The 18,331-nt window shown below is 71.5% G+C and carries 8 protein-coding genes; 5 read left to right on the top strand and 3 right to left on the bottom strand.

Annotated elements, in window-relative coordinates; all coding sequences use genetic code 11:
• Positions 1-30 precede the first annotated feature (30 nt).
• Together AC1DCG_RS22805 and AC1DCG_RS22800 are read left to right on the top strand one after the other, a co-directional pair.
• Entirely contained in the window at positions 31-8,760 is an 8,730-nt protein-coding gene (locus tag AC1DCG_RS22805; protein WP_477041688.1) for a hypothetical protein, read from the top strand.
• Between the two features lie 350 nt (positions 8,761-9,110).
• Positions 9,111-9,800 (top strand): DedA family protein, encoded by a 690-nt coding sequence (locus tag AC1DCG_RS22800; RefSeq protein WP_165255118.1) that lies wholly within the window; start codon positions 9,111-9,113, stop codon positions 9,798-9,800.
• Positions 9,801-9,984: 184 nt separating this feature from the next.
• Here the strand turns inward: AC1DCG_RS22800 and AC1DCG_RS22795 are convergent, their stop codons facing one another.
• A complete protein-coding gene (locus tag AC1DCG_RS22795; RefSeq protein WP_165255119.1) occupies positions 9,985-10,197 on the bottom strand; it encodes a DUF2188 domain-containing protein in 213 nt (70 codons plus the stop codon).
• A gap of 186 nt (positions 10,198-10,383) precedes the next feature.
• Between AC1DCG_RS22795 and AC1DCG_RS22790 the strand changes: the two genes are divergently transcribed.
• Complete coding sequence (locus AC1DCG_RS22790) at positions 10,384-12,807, top strand: glycoside hydrolase family 2 TIM barrel-domain containing protein (RefSeq protein ID WP_477037136.1); 2,424 nt, start codon at positions 10,384-10,386, stop codon at positions 12,805-12,807.
• Positions 12,808-12,969: 162 nt separating this feature from the next.
• Here the strand turns inward: AC1DCG_RS22790 and AC1DCG_RS22785 are convergent, their stop codons facing one another.
• Positions 12,970-14,121 carry an aldose epimerase family protein gene (locus tag AC1DCG_RS22785; RefSeq protein WP_477030294.1) on the bottom strand — a complete coding sequence of 384 codons (1,152 nt, stop codon included), beginning with the start codon at positions 14,119-14,121 and terminating at the stop codon, positions 12,970-12,972.
• Between the two features lie 129 nt (positions 14,122-14,250).
• Between AC1DCG_RS22785 and AC1DCG_RS22780 the strand changes: the two genes are divergently transcribed.
• Complete coding sequence (locus AC1DCG_RS22780) at positions 14,251-15,579, top strand: sugar MFS transporter (protein WP_477030293.1); 1,329 nt, start codon at positions 14,251-14,253, stop codon at positions 15,577-15,579.
• Positions 15,580-15,798: 219 nt separating this feature from the next.
• Here the strand turns inward: AC1DCG_RS22780 and araD1 are convergent, their stop codons facing one another.
• Entirely contained in the window at positions 15,799-16,797 is a 999-nt protein-coding gene (gene araD1 / locus AC1DCG_RS22775; RefSeq protein WP_477030292.1) for an AraD1 family protein, read from the bottom strand.
• Between the two features lie 281 nt (positions 16,798-17,078).
• Between araD1 and AC1DCG_RS22770 the strand changes: the two genes are divergently transcribed.
• Positions 17,079-17,843, top strand: coding sequence for a FadR/GntR family transcriptional regulator (locus tag AC1DCG_RS22770; RefSeq protein ID WP_477037135.1), 765 nt, complete (start codon positions 17,079-17,081; stop codon positions 17,841-17,843).
• The last annotated feature ends 488 nt before the right edge of the window (positions 17,844-18,331 follow it).

The following is an 18,331-nucleotide window of genomic DNA, read 5'->3' as shown; positions in this document are numbered from 1 at the left end:
GTCTCCACCAGCGGCAAGCGCTCGACGGCCGTGATCGTCCAGAGCGTGGGCGGCGGCGGCGGCAGCGGCGGCTTCAACGTCGCCGGCTCGATCGGCGGCGGCGGCACGGCCGGCGTCGGGGTCTCGGTCGGCGTCGGCGGCTCGGGCGGCAAGGGCGGCAACGCCGGGACCGCCGACGGCGAGGTCGAGGGCGACATCCACACCAAGGGCGACCAGTCCGGCGGCCTGCTGGTGCAGAGCGTGGGCGGCGGCGGCGGCTCGGGCGGCTTCAACGTCTCCGGCTCGATCGGCGTGGCCCAGACGGCCGGCGCGGGGATCTCGGTCGGCGTCGGCGGCGCGGGCGGCGGCGGCGGCGACGGCATGCTGGTGGTCGGCAAGATGACCGGCGACACCCTGACCGAGGGCGCGGACGCCGACGGCGTCGTGGCCCAGAGCATCGGCGGCGGCGGCGGCAGCGGCGGCTTCAACGTCTCCGGCTCGATCGGCGGCGCGGCCACGGCGGCCGGCGGGATCAGCGTCGGCGTCGGCGGCAGCGGCGGCGACGGCGGCAAGGGCGGCGAGGTCCGTCTCGACGTCATCGGAACGACCGCCACCAAGGGCGCGCGCAGCGACGCCATCATCGCCCAAAGCGTGGGCGGCGGCGGCGGCAGCGGCGGCTTCTCGGTCGCGGCGGGCATCGCCCTGTCGGCCAACGGCGCAGGCACGCTCAGCGTCGCCGTCGGCGGTTCGGGCGGCAAGGGCGGCGACGCCGACAAGGTCACCCTCAAGGTCAATGACGGCGTCGCCGATCCGCTGGGCGACCTGATCGCGGCGGTCACCGAGGGCAAGGGCGCGCGCGCCATCGTCGCCCAGAGCGTGGGCGGCGGCGGCGGCGACGGCGGCTTCACGATCGCCGGCGGCTTCTCGGCGGCCAAGACCGGCGCGGGCAACATCGGGGTCGGCGTCGGCGGCGGCGGCGAAAAGGGCGGTGACGGCAAGGCCGTGACCGGCAAGGTCACCGGCGACGTCGGCACCAAGGGCGACGACGCCTCGGGCGTGCTGGTCCAGAGCGTCGGCGGCGGCGGCGGCAGCGGCGGCTTCAACGTCACCGGCGGCTTCGCGGCGGCCAAGACCGGCGCGGGCAACATCCTGGTCGGCGTGGGCGGCTTCGGCGGCACGGGCGGCGGCGCGGGCAAGGTCGACGGCGGCGTCACCGGCGACGTCGTCACGACGGGCGATCGCGCGTTCGGGGTCAGCTACCAGAGCCTGGGCGGCGGCGGCGGCGCGGGCGCCTTCAACGTCACCGGCGGCGTCAGCCTGGCCTCCAGCGGCGGCGGAACCGGCACGCTGGGCGTCGGGGTCGGCGGCTTCGGCGGCGACGGCGGCAAGGCCGGCGAGGTCGACGCCTTTGTGAAGGGGAACGTCTGGACCAAGGGCGACGACGCCCACGGCGTTTTGCTGCAGAGCGTGGGCGGCGGCGGCGGCTCGGGCGGCTTCAACGTCACGGGCCTGGTCAGCGCCTCGCAAGGCGCCAACGGCGCCATCGGGTTCGGCCTGGGCGGCTTCGGCGGCGGCGGCGGCGACGCCGACGTGGTCAAGGGCTTGCTCTCCGGCGACGTCACCACCGAAGGCGACGGCTCGTTCGGCGCCATGCTGCAGAGCCTGGGCGGCGGCGGCGGCAACGGCGGCATCAATGTCAGCGGCTCGGTCGCCCTGTCGGCCGGCAACAACGCCGCGGTGGCCATCGGCCTGGGCGTTGGCGGCTTCGGCGGCGGCGCGGGCGCCGGCAAGGACGTCACGGGCACGGTCACCGGCCGCTACCAGACCTCGGGCGACGAGGCCGACGGCGTGGTGGCCCAGTCGATCGGCGGCGGCGGCGGCTCGGGCGGTCTCAACGTCTCGGGCGCGGTGGCGGTCAGCGCCGGCACGGCCGGGACCGGCTCGGTCGGCATCGGCGGCTTCGGCGGCAAGGGCGGCGCCTCTGGCGCGGTGACCCTGACCCGCGTCGGCGACACCCTCACCGACGGCGCCAATTCCGACGGGATCATCGCTCAGAGCATCGCCGGCGGCGGCGGCCAGGGCGGGATCAATGTCGCCGGCGGCCTGTCGGCGACCACCAAGGGATCGGCCGGCAGCTTCGGCTTCGGCCTTGGCGGCTTCGGCGGCGACGGCGGCCAGGCGGGCGACGTCAAGGCCAGCGTCACGGGCAACGTCTGGGCCCAGGGCCTGGAGTCCGACGTCACCACGCCCGAGCAGGTGGTCAAGATCCCGCTGTTCGGCGGGGACTTCGAGTTCACCATCGCCGCAGACCGCACGCGCCTGAACGGCTCCAACGGCGTGATGGCCCAGAGCGTGGGCGGCGGCGGCGGCGCGGGCGGGCTCAACGTCACCGGCCAGCTGTCGCTGACCAAGCCCGGCGGCTCCTCGACCAGCCGGTCGATCTCGCTCGGCGTCGGCGGCTTCGGCGGCAAGGGCGGCGACGCCGGCAAGGTCGACCTGACCATCGCCGGTCCCACCGCCGACTACGTTCAGGTCACCGCCGTGGGCGACGACCGCTATGCGGCCGTGGCGCAGTCGATCGGCGGCGGCGGCGGCGCGGGCGGCATCAACGTCTCGGGCGGCCTGTCCATGGACGGCCAACTCGTCGCGGGCGTCGGCGGCTTCGGCGGCGACGGCGGCAAGGGCAAGGACGTCGAGGCCGACGTCACGGCCAACCTGTTCGCGGCCGGCGATCGGTCGCGCGGCCTGATGGCCCAGTCGATCGGCGGCGGCGGCGGCGCGGGCGGCATCAACATCTCCGGCGGGATCAGCGCCGACACCTCCAACGAAGAGCCCTCGATCGTCTTCGGCCTCGGCGGCTTCGGCGGCGCGGGCAACATCAGCGGCGACGTCAAGGTCGCCCAGAACGGCCAGGTCTGGGTCGAGGGCGTCGACGCCATCGGCGTCCTGGTCCAGAGCGTCGCCGGCGGCGGCGGCTCGGGCGGCCTCAACGTCGCGGCCGACGTCAACATGGGCAAGTCGACCTCGTCCTCGAACGGCTTCGCCATCGCCGTCGGGGTCGGCGGCAAGGGCGGGACCGGCGCCGACGCGGGGAACGTCTCGCTGGACAGCCTCGGCGACGTCATCGTCAACGCCCGTCTGAAGGCCAATGCGGCGGCCGGCGAGGATACCCTCGAGGCCGTCGACTTCACCGGCGGCGCCAAGGGCATAATGGTCCAGTCGATCGGCGGCGGCGGCGGGGTGGGCGGCGTCAGCGCCACCGGCGCCATCGCGCCCTCCGGCAATCCGGTCGCCCTGGGCATCGGCGGTTCGGGCGGTTCGGGCGGCGACGCCGGCACAGTCACCGTCGTGCGCGGCTACGTCGACGACGGCTCGGTCGACGCCCACCTGATCCGCACCTTCGGCTACGACTCCGACGGCCTGGTGGCCCAAAGCGTGGGCGGCGGCGGCGGCTCGGCCGGGATGAACTTTACCATCGCCGCCACCGTGGCCAACAAGGCCGAAAACCCGGTGGCCGCCATCATCACCGTCGGCGGCGACGGCGCGGGCGCGGGCTCGGGCAAGAAGGTCGACGTCGCCCACGCGGGCAACATCGTCACCGACGGCGCCTACAGCGACGGCCTGATCGCCCAGAGCGTCGGCGGCGGCGGCGGCTCGGGCAACTTCAACATCGGCGCCGGCGTGCTCAGGAACGCCAACGCGCTGAACATGGCCATCGGCGGCGCCACCGGCGCGGCCGGCGACGGCGGCGAGGTCGAGGTCGACCACGTGGGGACGATCGTCACCAAGGGCGACAACTCGGTGGGCCTGCGCGCCCAGTCGATCGGCGGCGGCGGCGGCAACGCCGGCTTCGACATGGCCATGGGCGCGCTGAACAAGAACGCGGTCAGCATCACCATCGGCCGCATCGGCGGCATGGGCGGCCTGGGCGGCGACGTGAAGGTCTCGTCGGACGGCACGATCGACACCACCGGCGCGGATTCCTCGGCGATATTCGCCCAGAGCATCGGCGGCGGCGGCGGGGCGTCCAGCGCCATCACCGTCGGCGCCAACGGCACGCGCGGCCAGGGCGCCAACGCCGAGTCGTTCAGCGGCTCGCTCAGCATCGGCCTGGACGGCGGCTTCGGGGCCGAGGGCGGCGACGTCACGGTCGGCGCCAAGGGCGCTCTGACCACGCGCGGCGACGACTCCCGCGGGATCTTCGCCCAGAGCATCGGCGGCGGCGGCGGGGCCGGCGGCGCGGCGGCGACCACCATCGTCCGGGCCTCGGGCGCGGCCGGCGTCGCGGTCGGCGGCAAGGGCGGGGTCGGCGCCCTGTCCGGCAAGGTCACGGTCGACACCGCCGCGACCATCGTCACCGAGGGCGAGCGCTCCGACGGCGTGCTGGCCCAGTCGATCGGCGGCGGCGGCGGCCTTGGCGGCATGGCCCGCACCCTGCAGTTCCAGGTCGGCGGCGCGCCGTCTGGCACGACCACCCGCACCGCCACGGTCAGCGTCGGCGGTTCCGGCGGCTCCGGCGCGGCCGGCGGCGCGGTCGAGGTCAAGAGCAGCGGCGTCGTCTACACCAAGGGCGACGACGCCTTCGGCATTCGCGCCCAGTCGATCGGCGGCGGCGGCGGCATCGGCGGCGCGGTCCTCAACGTCCGCGCCCAGGGCACGCGCAGCAACGACTCCTTCGACCTCAACATCGGCGGCTCGGGCGGAACCGGCGGCGCCGGCGGCAAGGTCGAGGTGCTCAACACCGGCCTGATCGTCACCGAAGGCCGCGGCGCGGCCGGCATTTCGGCCAACAGCATCGGCGGCGGCGGCGGCGACGGCGGCATCGTCGCCGAGGTGGTCGGCGGCTATGCCGGGGCCGACAAGCAGAGCCACCGCTACGTCATGAACATCGGCGGCTCCGGCGGCGACGGCGGCACGGGCGGCGACGTCACCGTGACCAACCGCGCCGTGGCCGGCGTCAAGGACAGCGGCACGATCTCGACCGCCGGCGAGCGCGCCTACGGCGTCTTCGCCCAGAGCCTGGGCGGCGGCGGCGGCAACGGCTCGACCATCCTGTCGTTGACCGCCCTGAAGAGCGGCGAGAGCAGCGCCTCGGTCGGCCTCAACATCGGCGGCTTCGGCGGAACCGGCAACACCGCCGGCAAGGTCGTGGTCGACAACGCCGGCCTGATCCAGACCACGGGGGCGGACGCTTATGGTGTGCTGGCCCAGTCGATCGGCGGCGGCGGCGGCAACGGCGGCATGGTCATCGCCGCCAACCTGCTGATCGGCGCGCTTTCCAACGCGCCGCTCGTCTCGCTGGGCGGGATCGGCGGCGACGGCGGAGACGGCGGCGAGGTGATCGTCACCAACAGCGGCCGCATCCTGACCACCGGCGCCCGGGCCCACGGCATCGTGGCCCAGAGCATCGGCGGCGGCGGCGGCGACGCCCAGATGGGCTTCAGCCTGACCGGCGAGGCCAAGAGCCTGATCCTGTCCAACGCCCTGGCCGCCACGGTCGGCGCCGTCGGCGGCGGCTCGGGCGGGCAGGGCGGGGCGGTCACCGTCAACCACTCGGGCGACATCACCGTGCTCGGCGATGGGGCCATGGCCATCAAGGCCGAGAGCATCAACGGCGGCGGCGGCACGCTCAGCCTCGACTTCTCGGGCATCACCGGCCTGCCGGGGCAGCCCTATCTCAAGCCCGACGGCTCGACCGGCCGCGTCGACCCGATGGTCGTCGCCAAGGCCGGCGCCGAGAACGTCACCGGCGCGGCCGGCGGCCTGGTCACGATCAAGACCACCGGCACGTTCGGCGCGGCGGGCAAGAACGGCGTGGCCTCGTTCGCCCAGTCGATCGGCGGCGGCGGCGGCGCGGTCGACCTCAAGCTGCTGCTCTCGGGCCAGCTCGACGAGGTCAATGTCGACGCCCCGGTGGCCACCCAGGTCCAGCTGGGCCTCGGCGGCTCGGGCGGCCGGAACGTGGGCGGCGGAGCCATCGTCAGCGAGCATGCCGGCCAGATCGTCACCACCGGCGTCAACACCGCCGGCGTGCTGGCCCAGTCGGTCGGCGGCGGCGGCGGCCGCGCCAACGGCGATGTCACGGTTCCGGCTGGGGCCCTGCTGGGAACCACGACCCTGACCCTGGGCGGAGCCAACCAGGTCGACGCGGCCGGCGGCGGCGTCTCGCGCATCCAGGGCGGCGCGGTCACCACCACGGCGGCCAGCGCCTCGGGCGCGATCCTGCAGTCGATCGGCGGCGGCGGCGGCTCGGCGGGCCTCAACCTGTCGGGCGCCGGCTCCAGCGGCGCGAGCGTCGTCGCGGCGCTGGGCGCGCAGGGCGGCTCTGGCCTCTCCGGCGGCGGCGTCACGGGCGCCTTCACCGGCGGCCTCACCACCCTGGGCGACCATGCCCTGGGCCTTGTCGCCCAGTCGATCGGCGCGGGCGGCGGCGAGGTGCACGTCACCGGCTCGCCCAAGCTTTCGGTCACCCTGGGCGGAACCGGCGGCGCGACCGGCGACGGCGGCGACGTCGTGCTGACCAACAGCGGCGCGATCCAGACGGCCGGCGCCGGCGCGCACGCCGTCTTCCTGCAGTCGATCGGCGGCGGCGGCGGCGCGGCCTTCGGCGGCTCGTCGGCCTCGACCGTGGCGCTGAACGCCGGCGGCGTCGGCGACGGCGGTCATGTCGACTTCCGCCAGACCGGCGACATCTTCGCCATCGGCGACGCAGCCTTCGGCGTGGTCGCCCAGAGCCTGGGCGGCGGCGGCGGCTGGGTCGACGGCAAGTTCGCCGGCGCGGCCGGCGGCGCCGGCGCGGGCGGGGCGATCGATCTCGTGCTCTCGGGCCAGGTCTATGCGGGCGGCGCGAACTCCACCGCCGTCTTCGCCCAGAGCCTGGGCGCGAACGGGGCGGGCGACATCGCCCTGCGCACCACCGGCTCGGTGCGCGGCGGCTCTGGAACCGGCGTCGGCGTGCAGATCAGCGGCGGCGCGACCAACGGCCTGGCCAATACCGGCCTGATCTCGGCCGTCTCGGGCAAGGCCATCGTCTCGGGCCAGGGCGACGAGCGGGTCGACAACCGCGGGGTCGTCATCGGCGACATCGACCTGGGCGCGGGGACCAACGCCTTCGACAACCAGACCGGCGCGGCCTTCATGGCCTTCAGGACCATCGATCTGCGCGATCCGGCCGGAACCGGTCCGCTGTCGTCCTCGGGCGGCGGGATCTCGACCCTGGGCGTCTCGGCCCAGGCGGTGCCGGGCGGCGCTGCGACCTTCACCAACAGCGGCGACTTCCTGATGGGCCTGTCGGCCTCGCGCGTGCCGATCGACCTGGCGAACGGCGCGACCTTCGCCAACCTCGACGGCGCGGGCGATGCGAAGACCAACGCCTATTACGGCGCGCGGGTGATCAACACCGTCGCCCTCGACGGCCACTTCGTGCAGACGGCGAGCGGCCGCTCGGTGTTCGACGTCGCCTTCGGGCCCTACGCCTCCGACCGCGTCGACGTCACCGGCGACGTGGCCTTGGCGGGGACCGGCGACGTCACCCTGACCTGGCTGCAGGACGCCAAGCCCGTGACCCTGTTCTCGGCGGGCGGCTCGGTGACCGACAACGGCTTCAAGGTCACCGACACCCTGGCCATGGACTATCGCATCCAGACCAGCGGCGGCGCCGTGCAGCTGGCCTTCGACACCCACTTCGACCAGGGCTTCCTGGCCCTGAACGAGCGGGCGCTGGGCAAGCACATGAACTCGGCGATCGCCGTGGGCGACTCCGGCGGCATCGGTCGCCTGATGGCGCTGATCGGCAACCTGCAGGTCGGGCAGGAGGCCGCCTACAAGGCGATCTTCGCCAACCTCAATCCCGAACCGCACCTGGCCCCGCTGCGCAGCCAGCTGGCCTCTGCCAACGGCTTCTCGCAACAGCTGTTCGGCTGCGCCAACCCGACCCTGCAGGTCGACGGCAAGTGCAGCTGGGCGGTGATCGAGCGCGCGACCGCCGACGGCGAGCGCGACGCCGACACCCTGGCCGTCAAGGCCGAGGGCGGCCGCCTGCGCGGCGGCTTCGAGCAGTCGCTGGACGGCGGCTGGTCGTTCGCCACCGCCGTGGGCTACGAGCGTCTCGATCGGGTCATCGTCGACGGCGGCCGCTCCTGGTCGCAGGGCCAGGGCTTCAGCGCCGGGGCGGGCTTCAAGCGCCGCTCGGGCGGGGCCGAGATGGCCTTCTCGCTGGCGGGCGGCTGGCAGTGGATGGAGACCGCGCGCCTCGTCGACGTCTTCACCATCGGCCGGGCCCAGTCCGATCCGGAAAGCGGCTATGTGCGCGCCGACGCCCGCTTCGCCTACGTTATGGAGAACGGGCGCCTGTTCGTGCGCCCCGCGCTCAACGTCTGGGGCACGGGCCTGCACCAGCGCCGCTTCGAGGAGCGCGGGCTGGACGGCATGGGCGCGCGCGGCCTTTCCGACACCCAGTGGATCGGCACGGCCAATCCCGAGCTGACCCTGGGCTTCGTCATGAAGGAGACGGCGCGCAGCCAGGCGGCGGTGTCGTTCACCGTCGGCGGCCTGTTCAACTCGACCGACAAGATCCAGATGCCGTTCCAGCTGATGGGGGCCAACGCCTCGTCCGACCCGGCCCAGATCCGCACGGCGCTCGACCGCTCGGGCTGGCGCGCGGGCGTCGACTTCCATGTGATCGGCGACGACAAGGTCTCGGTGAAGTTCAACTACACCACCGAGTTCGGCGACCGCACCAGCAACCAGGCCGCCGGCCTGAACCTGCGCGTGAGGTTCTAGGGGAGGGGATGTTCACGCGCTGACCACTCTTTACCCCCTTGAGCTTGTCATCCCGGCCGCAGCGAAGCGGAGCGCCGGGATCTCCCACCGTTCCGATCCGGCGGGCGTGGGAGATCCCGGCTCTACGGACCGCTGACGCGCTCCTTCGGCCGGGATGACAAGTCTCCTTGGGCTTTCGATCGAGCCGCGGCCCTGGGGCAGGGGGACGGCGCCGTTTCGGCACGGCTCGTCCCGAAGTTGTCCCCAAAGGTGCGACATCCGGGGCACAGTCGGGTTTAATTGACGCAACGGCGCGCAACGCTCTGGCGGCGCGGCGGCTTGATCTCCATGTGGGGGCTCGAAGGACCCCCATGGACAACTTGCTTCAATCCGTCGCCGCTTTCGTCACCGAGCACCAGAGCTGGGCGGGCTTGATCCTTGGGGCCCTTACCTTCGCCGAATCCCTCGTCCTGATCGGCGCCTTCGTGCCCGCGACCGCCCTGATGCTGCTGGCCGGCACCCTGATCGGCGGCGGCGTGCTCGATCCGTTTGAAGTGCTCCTGTGGTGCACCATCGGCGCGGTGCTGGGCGATGCGGTGTCCTACGCCCTGGGTCGTCGCCTGGGTCCGCGCGTCCTGCGCATTCCGGCTTTCCGCGACCATCGCCGCACCATCGCCCGCACGCGCCTGTTCAACCGCCGTTTCGGGGTCGCCTCGATCTTCATCGGCCGCTTCTTCGGCCCGCTGCGGGCCTTCGTGCCGATCATGGCCGGCATCCTGCAGATGAAGTCGTGGACCTTCCAGACGGCCAACTTCCTGTCGGCCCTGGTCTGGATCGCCAGCCTGCTGGCGCCCGGCTACCTGGCCGCCCGCAGCCTGTCGGGCGTCAGCCTCGAGCTGGGCCTGGCCATCGCCGCCGGCGTGGCCTTGACCGTGCTCGGCGTCGTCGTCGCCTGGCGCTTCGCCGCCTCGCGCCGCAGCGTGGCCGCCGCCAAGGCCAAGGCCGCCGCGCTGGCCGAGAGCCCCGCGCCGATCGTCGAGCTGAAGCCCAAGCGCGCCTGAGGCTAGGCGGCCCGCTGCGGCGGGGTTCCGGCTTTTTTCAACCGTGCATCCCCGCGAAGGCGGGGATCCAAGCGGCATTCGCGGTTAGCCCACGGCGGCGCTTCATTCTGGAAATCAGCTTGGGTCCCCGCCTTCGCGGGGAAGAGCGGCGTGTTTGACAGCGGCTAGAGGCTGTCGATCGGCCTCAAGCCGCCGCGCCCTGGGCCACCCAGCGCCCGACCAGCCGTCCGCCACGATCGTGGATCCGCACCTCCACGGGCTCGCGCGCGTCCGCGGCCAGCTTGCGCGCGCGCCGCTCGGCTTCGCCGCCGCCGGCGAAATGCAGCACCTCGCCGGTGGCGTGAACGCGCACGCACCAGCCCCCTTCGCAGGGAACGACATCGACGACCCCAGGCATGTCGTACCCCTTCGTACGCTGAACTCGCGCTGCCAAACGCCGCCCTCGGCAAAGGGTTCACCGCACCGTTCAGCCTGATTGAGACGAAGTGTTGCGAGGGGCTGGCGTTTTGTCTGAGTTTTCATAAAATGACACAAAATATCAAAATATGGGATTAGCGTTTCGTCGCGTCCCAGGGAGAAAACGATGGCTCATTCCCTGACGCGCGGCGTCTCGCGCCTGGCCCTGGCGGCCGTACTCGGCTTCTGCGCCCTGCCGGCCTTCGCGGCCGATCGGGTGACGACGCCGCTGGGCGAGGGATGGACCTTCTTCCAGGGCGACCCCGAGGGCGCCGAGACGGCCGCCTTCGACGACGACGCCTGGGCCAAGGTTTCGGTGCCCCACGACTGGGCCATCGCCGGACCGTTCGACATCAAGGCCCGCGCCGGCGGGGCGGGCGGCTTCCTGCCCACCGGCATCGGCTGGTATCGCAAGGCGCTGGACGTCAAGCCGCCCGCGCCGGGCCGTCGGGTCTATGTCGAGCTCGACGGCGTGATGGAGCGCAGCGGCGTCTGGATCAACGGCCACCACCTGGGCCATCGCCCCAGCGGCTACGTGGCCCTGCGCTACGACATCACCGACTTCATCAAGGCCGATGGCCCCAACGTCCTGGCCGTTCGCGCCGACACCGAGCACGCGCCGTCGTCGCGCTGGTACGCGGGCTCGGGCGTCTACGGCAAGGTCCGCCTGATCGAGAGCGCGGCCCAGCATGTCGAGCAGGGCGGGGCCTTCGTCAGCGTCACCAGGATCGCCGAGGGCAAGGCCACGGCCGACATCGCCGTCGACGTCGTCAACGACGCCAACGCGGCGGCCAGGGCGGGCCTGGAGGTCGTGCTGCGCGATCCGTCCGGCAAGGAGGTCGCCCGCGGCGCGGTGCCCGCCGTGTCCATCGATCCAGCGCGTACCGAGACGCTCAAGCTGTCGCTCGACATCGCCTCGCCCAGGCGGTGGGACCTCGATGCGCCCAACCTCTATCGCGCCGAGATCCGCGTGGTGGGCGAGGGCGGGGCGGGCCTCGACGCCGAGGCCGTGCCCTTCGGCGTGCGTGAAGCGGCCTTCAAGGCCGACAGCGGCTTCTGGCTGAACGGCAGGAACATCAAGCTCAAGGGCGTGGCCCTGCACATGGACGGCGGCGCGGTCGGCGCGGCCGTGCCGATGGACGTCTGGCGCCAGCGCCTGGCGGCCCTGAAGGCCCAGGGCGTCAACGCCATCCGCACCGCCCACAACCCGCCGTCGCCCGACTTCCTGGATCTCTGCGACCAGATGGGCTTCGTGGTCATGGACGAGCTGTTCGACCAGTGGAACGTCTCCAAGACGCCCGGCGATTACCACCTGTTCTTCAGCGACTGGCACAAGCGCGACGCCCGCGACATGGTCCGCCGCGACCGCAACCACCCCAGCATCGTCATCTGGAGCGCCGGCAACGAGATCCACGACACGGCCTATCCGGTGCAGGCCAAGGCGGCGCTGACCAGCCTGCTCAACGTCATGCACGCCACCGATCCGACCCGGCCGGTGACGATGGGCCTGTTCCGCCCGAACGTGACGGGCGACTACCAGAACGGTTTCGCCGACATGCTCGACGTGGTCGGCCAGAACTATCGCGAGAACGAGCTGATCGCGGCCCACAAGCAGAACCCCGCCCGCATCATCGTCGGCACCGAGAACAGCAAGACCCGCACCTCGTGGGTGGCCGTGCGCGACTACCCGGCCTATTCGGGCATGTTCCTGTGGACCGGCATCGACTATCTGGGCGAGGCCGACCGCAGCGGCTGGCCCAATATCGACAATCCGGCCGGCATCATCGACCGCACCGGCGCGCTGAAGATCATCGGCATGCAGCGGGCCTCGTGGTGGGCCGAAAAGTCCGTGCTGCACGTGGTGCGCAACGCCCTGCCGGCCGCGCCGCCGCCCTCGTCCGACGGCGCCGGTCCCGCGCCGGCCCTGCCGACCATGGTCGCCGTCGCCACCCCGCCGCCCAAGGTGGCGATCTTCGACGACTGGACGCCGCAGGACCTGTCGCCGCACGAGGAGACCATCGAGGTCTATTCCAACTGCGCCAGCGTCGACGTCGCCCTCAACGGCCGCTGGCTGGGGGCCAAGGCCCTGCCGGCCGACGCCTCGCCGCGCCAGTGGACCGTCACCTTCGCGCCCGGCGAGGTGAAGGCCGCCTGCCGCGATCCCGGGGTGAAGCTGGAGGATACGCTGCGCACCGCCGGCAAGCCGGCCCGCATCGAGCTGACCGCCGAGACCGACAAGGTGGGCAAGGGCTTCGACGATCTGGCCTTCGTCCGGGCCCGGGTGGTCGACGTCAAGGGCGTGGTCGTGCCCTCGGCCCAGGACGCCATCACCTTCCAGGTCTCGGGCGCGGGGGTCTTCGTGGCCGCCGACAACGCCGCCCCGACCGATCACACGGCCTTCGCCTCGCCGACCCGCAAGGCCTGGCAGGGCAAGGCCGCGGCCCTGGTGCGCGGGGCCGGCGAGGGGGCCTCGCTGACCGTCACCGCCACTGCGCCGGGCCTTGCGGCGGGCAAGGTTTCGCTCAAGACGCTCGCCAAGGGCGTTCAGTGAACATGTTCTGCGACAAAGCGTCACTTTTCGCAGGAAGGGGCTTGAAAACCCAGCTGGTAGCGCTAACTACAACCCCGTGAGGCGCGAGCGCCTCTGCCCTTCCTGGGCGTTTCCTCCCTAATGAACTAAGCCCGGCGGGTAACCGCCGGGCTTCTTTTTTGCTCACTTCTGGGTGGTGACCCGGAAGACCATCTTGTTCTGGTAGGTCTGGCCAGGATCCAGCCGCACAGGCGCGAACTGCGGCTTGTTGGGCGCGTCGGGGAAGTGCTGCGGCTCCAGCGCGATGCCGTCGCCCTGGCGATAGATCTTGCCGCTCTTGCCGATCGTCGTGCCGTCGATGAAGTTGCCGGCGTAGAACTGGATGCCCGGCTGCTCGGTCAGGATCTCCAGCACCCGGCCGCTCTTGGGATCGGCCAGCCGCGCGCCCAGCCGCAGGGCGCCGCCCGACTTGCCCGTCAGCACGTAGTTGTGGTCGTAGCCGCGTCCGGCGACGATCTGGGGATCACTGGCGTCGCGGATCTGGTCGCCCACGGCCTTGGGCTTGCGGAAGTCGAACACCGTGCCGGCCACCGGCGTCGTCTCGCCGGTCGGGATCAGCTCGCCGTCCACGGGGCTGTAGCCGTCGGCGGGGATGGTCAGCACATTGCCCATGGCGCCTTCCGCGGCGCCTTCGCCGGCGACGTTGAACAGGGCGTGGTTGGTGATGTTGACGATGGTCGGCTTGTCGGTCGTGGCGCCGTAGGTGACCGTCAACTGGTTCTGCTCGTCCAGCGCATAGGTCGCCGTGGCGGTCAGCGTGCCGGGATAGCCTTCCTCGCCGTCGGGGCTGACGTGCTTGAAGGTCACCGAGGCCACCGGACCGGCCTTGGCCTCGACCACCGTCCAGACCACCTTGTCGAAGCCTTTGACGCCGCCGTGCAGCGCGGCCACGCCGTTGTTGTTCAGCGCCAGCTGGTAGGTCTTGCCGTCCAGCGTGAACTTGCCCTTGCCGATGCGGTTGGCGAAGCGGCCCACCGAGCCGCCGAAATAGTTGGCCGCCTTCACGTACTCGGCGGCGTCCTTGTAGCCGAGCACGATGTCGGCCTTCTTGCCCGCGCGGTCGGGGGCGATCAGGGCCTGCAGGGTCGCGCCATAGGTGATGACGGTGGCGCTGACGCCCTTGCCGTTGGTCAGGGTAATGGCCTCGACGGCCTGGCCGTCCGGCGTCTGGCCGAACGACTTGCGGCTGATTTCGGCGCTTTGAGCCGCCAGGGGCGCGGCCGCGGCGGCGGCGAACAGGGCAAGGCTCGGCAGGGCGTGGCGCCAGGTCTTCATCGGGTTTCCTCTCAGGCGGGCCGCTCGCGCTCTCTGTCGGCGTTGACGGCCATTGGGTCGCCATATACTCAGACAAAAAATCGCCGCGCAACGTCAAGACGTCGGCGGCTCCACACGGGAGACCCGGGAATGCCCGCACCGATCACCAGCTCCGCCGGGGAAGGCGGCAGCATCCTCGCCGACCCGCGCGCTCAGCGCTCGGCCCTGACGCTGCTGGCCAGCCTCTTCTTCATGTGGGGCTTCATCACGGTCATCAACAACACCCTGCTGCCGCACCTGCGCTCGGTGTTCGACCTCACCTACACCCAGACGACCCTGATCGAGTCGGTGTGGTTCATCGCCTACTTCTTCGCCTCGATCCCGTCGGCCAAGCTGATCGAGGCGATCGGCTACAAGAAGTCGATGGTCACGGGCCTGCTGATCATGGCCGTCGGCGCGCTCCTGATGATCCCCGCCGCGCGCATCCCGTCCTACGGCGTGGTGCTGACGGCGCTGTTCATCATCGCTTCGGGCATTACTTTGCTGCAGGTCGCCGCCAACCCCTACGTGGCCGTGGTCGGCCCGCCGGAGACGGCGTCCTCGCGCCTGAACCTGGTGCAGGCCTTCAACTCGATGGGCACCACCCTGGCCCCGCTGTTCGGCGGCTACCTGATCCTCAGCCGCAGCGCCTCGGGCAACGCCGAGGCCGGCAAGGTGCTGACCCAGGCCGAGCGCCTGGCCGACGCCCAGTCGGTGCAGCTGCCCTACCTCATCGTCGCCGTCGTGCTGGTCATCCTGGCCGTGGTGATCGGCCGCTACAAGCTGCCGGACCTGGGCGGCGCCAGCCGCAAGGCGGCCGCCGGCGAGCGCAAGAAGCACTCGCTGCTCAAGCACCGCAACCTGGTGCTCGGCATCCCGGCGATCTTCATCTACCTGATCGCCGAGATCGGGGTCTCCAACCTGTTCATCAACTTCGTGTCCGATCCCAAGATCGGCAACCTGACCCACACCCAGGCGTCGAACTACCTGTTCCTGCTGTGGGGCGGCATGATGGTCGGCCGCTTCGTCGGCAGCATCTGGATGCGCAAGGTCGATCCGGGCAAGGTGCTGGCCATCTTCTCCAGCCTGGCCTTCGTGGTGATGGTCATCACCGTCTTCGCCAGCGGCCCGGTGGCCATGTGGAGCCTGATCGCCGTGGGCCTGTTCCACTCGATCATGTTCCCGACCATCTTCACCCTGGGCATCAAGGGCCTGGGCGCCCTGACCGAGGAAGGCTCGGGCCTGCTGGTCATGGCCATCGCCGGCGGCGCGCTGGTGGTCGTCCAGGGCGTACTGGCCGACAAGTTCGGCCTGCAGATCTCGTTCCTGCTCACGGCCGTCTGCGAGCTCTACGTCCTGTTCTACGCCCTGTGGGGCAGCAAGGTGACGGCCGAGGAAGAGCCCGTCGCCCTCGAAGCCCAGTCGGCCCCGGCCGAGTGATCGGGGAGGGGAGCGGTCCACCGCTCTCCATCGCCCAAACGAAAAGGCCTCGCACCCTGCGGTGCGAGGCCTTTTTGCTGCGTGCTTCTCTTATCCGAGCATCCCCGCGAAGGCGGGGATCCAAGCCGGGACTGCGGGCCTAGCTGCGACCGCGCCACATCCTGAGAGACAGCTTGGGTCCCCGCCTTAGCGGGGACGCGCGGGTGAAGGAGCGAGGGATCAGAGCGCCTTCACCGTCACGGTCGCCTCGGCCGGCGCCGCGTCCTGGGCCAGCGGGTTGCGCACCGGCAGGCCGAACGGGGCGGCCTCGATCTCGAACACGTCGCCGACCTGCGTCTGGAAGCCTTCCGAGAACGACAGGGTGGCCGTGCCGAAGAAGTGCACGTGCACGTCGCCCGGGCGGCGGAACAGTGCGTACTTGAAGTGGTGGTGCTCCAGGTTGGCGATGGTGTGGGACATGTTGGCCTCGCCCGACAGGAAGGGCTTTTCCCACACGGTCTCACCGCCGCGCACGATCCGGCTGGCGCCGCGCACGTCGGCCGGCAGCTCGCCGCTCAGCAGCTCCGGGCCCAGCGCCGCCTGGCGCAGCTTCGAGTGGGCCAGCCACAGATAGTTGCCGCGCTCGATCACGTGGTCGGAGAACTCGTTGGCCAGGCAGAAGCCCAGGCGGTGCGGCGCGCCGTCCGGACCGATCAGGTAGACGCCGGCGATCTCGGGCTCCTCGCCGCCGTCCTTGGCGAACGAGGGCGAGGTCAGGGGCTGGCCGGGGCCGACCAGCTGCGTGCCGTCGCCCTTGTAGAACCATTCCGGCTGCACGCCTTCCTGGCCGTCGGCCGGCTTGCCGCCCTCGACGCCCATCAGGAACATCCGCATGGAGTCCGTCAGGTTCTCGCCCGACTGGGCGGCCTTGTGCATCTTGTCGCGACCCTCGGCCGAGCCCAGGTGGGTCAGGCCGGTGCCGGTCATGACCAGGTGGGCCGGATCGACGTGATCGATCGGGGCCAGCACCCGGCCCTCCGCCAGGGCGGCGGCGACGTCGATGCTCTCGCCCAGCGGCTGGGCGGCGTCGGCCAGGCTGACGCCCTTGTCGATGGCCAGCTGGCCCAGGGCGTACAGGGTGTCGGCGGAACCGACCTTGCGGGCCGCGCCCGTCTCGTCCACCGCCGCCAGGGCGCGGGCGCCGTCGGGCGTCTTCAGCTGCACGAACCGCAGGGACATGGTCGATCCTCTCGTCTGTAATTAGTCAGACAAATAGCGATCGGCGCGGACGTGTCAAACCCGGATCGCAGCGCTCGACGCCGCCCTCGGGACGCGGCGGCGGCCGTTCCTCCGAACTCTGTGATCCCTTCTATCACCTGATTTATCATACTTTTAAGCACGGCCTGGACGGCGCCCGCCGGCTGGCCGGACGGTGAATTTCCTTGTCGTCAGACAATTAGTCTCGCTAGAGTCGCTTCGTGAACCGGCGGCGACGCCGTGCGGTGATTTGTGGAGGCGGCGTGGTCAAGGGCAAGGTGAGCGGCGCGGACGGCGAGTTCGAGCGCGAGGAAGGCTTCTCCGGCCGCATCCATGGCTCCATCGCGCGCACGCTCGGCATCGCCATCGTCTCGGGCCGCTACGCGCCGGGCGACGTGCTCAACAACGAGATCGACGCCAGCGAGCAGTTGAACGTCTCGCGCAGCGCCTATCGCGAGGCCATCCGCATCCTGGCCGCCAAGGGGCTGGTCGAAAGCCGTCCCAAGGCCGGCACCCGCGTCAGCCCGCGCTCGCGCTGGAGCCTGCTGGATCCCGAGGTCCTGGCCTGGTTCTTCGAGGCCGAGCCCAGCGAAGAGTTCCTGACCAGCCTGCACGAACTGCGGATGATCGTCGAACCCTCGGCCGCCGCCCTGGCCGCCGAGCGCCGCAACGACGACCAGCTGGAGCGCATGCGCGCGGCGCTGATCCAGATGCAGCAGCACACTCTGGCCACCGAAGCCGGCCGGGCCGCCGACCGCGACTTCCACGACACCGTGCTCGAGGCCACCGACAACGAGCCGCTGCGCACCCTGTCCAGCAGCATCGGCGCGGCCGTGCGCTGGACCACCATCTTCAAGCAGCGCGACCGCGAACTGGCCCGCGACCCGATCCCCGACCACTGGAAGGTCTTCGACGCCATCGCCGCCAGCCGCCCCGACCAGGCCCGCCAGGCCATGGAACGCCTCGTGGGCCTGGCCCAAGACGACACCCGCGCCGCCATCGCCCGCCGCAGCGGCGGCGCGGCCTAGAAGGCCAGGAACCGGAATGGATCCTCCCCCTCTGGGGGAGGCAGCCCAGAGGGCCGGAGGGGGGCGTTTTCAGCTTCCCGGACGCTTGGGATCGCCCCCCCAAAAACCCTCTCCCGGAGGGGAGAGGGAGGGGCCCAGGCGATAGCCTGGGAGGGTGAGGGGTGACGGCGCCTGACGTCGTGCCGGCACGCCGTCTTCGGTCCCTAACCCCTCAACCGACCTGCTTCGCAGGCTGCCTTCTCCCTCCAGGGAGAAGGAGCAGGAGCCGGACGGGGATAGAGCAGCGTGGATCCCCGGCGTTCGTCGAAAAGAGTCCCACGAACTCAACGCTCTACAACTTTCTCATCCAATTCAATCAGACGCGCTGAAACCCGGGTCATAATCAAAGCCGTCCCCGCCATGGGGAGGGCTCTTGGTACCGGCCCAAGCGTGGCGAGGACCGCATCGAGCGGGGCCGCAAGAAGGTCTCGGGAAGGCGGGACAGGGTC

The organism is Caulobacter sp. 10L414 (assembly GCF_056395525.1).
Note: the sequence above shows the minus strand (reverse complement) of the source record. Positions and strands in the feature narration are given on the sequence as shown.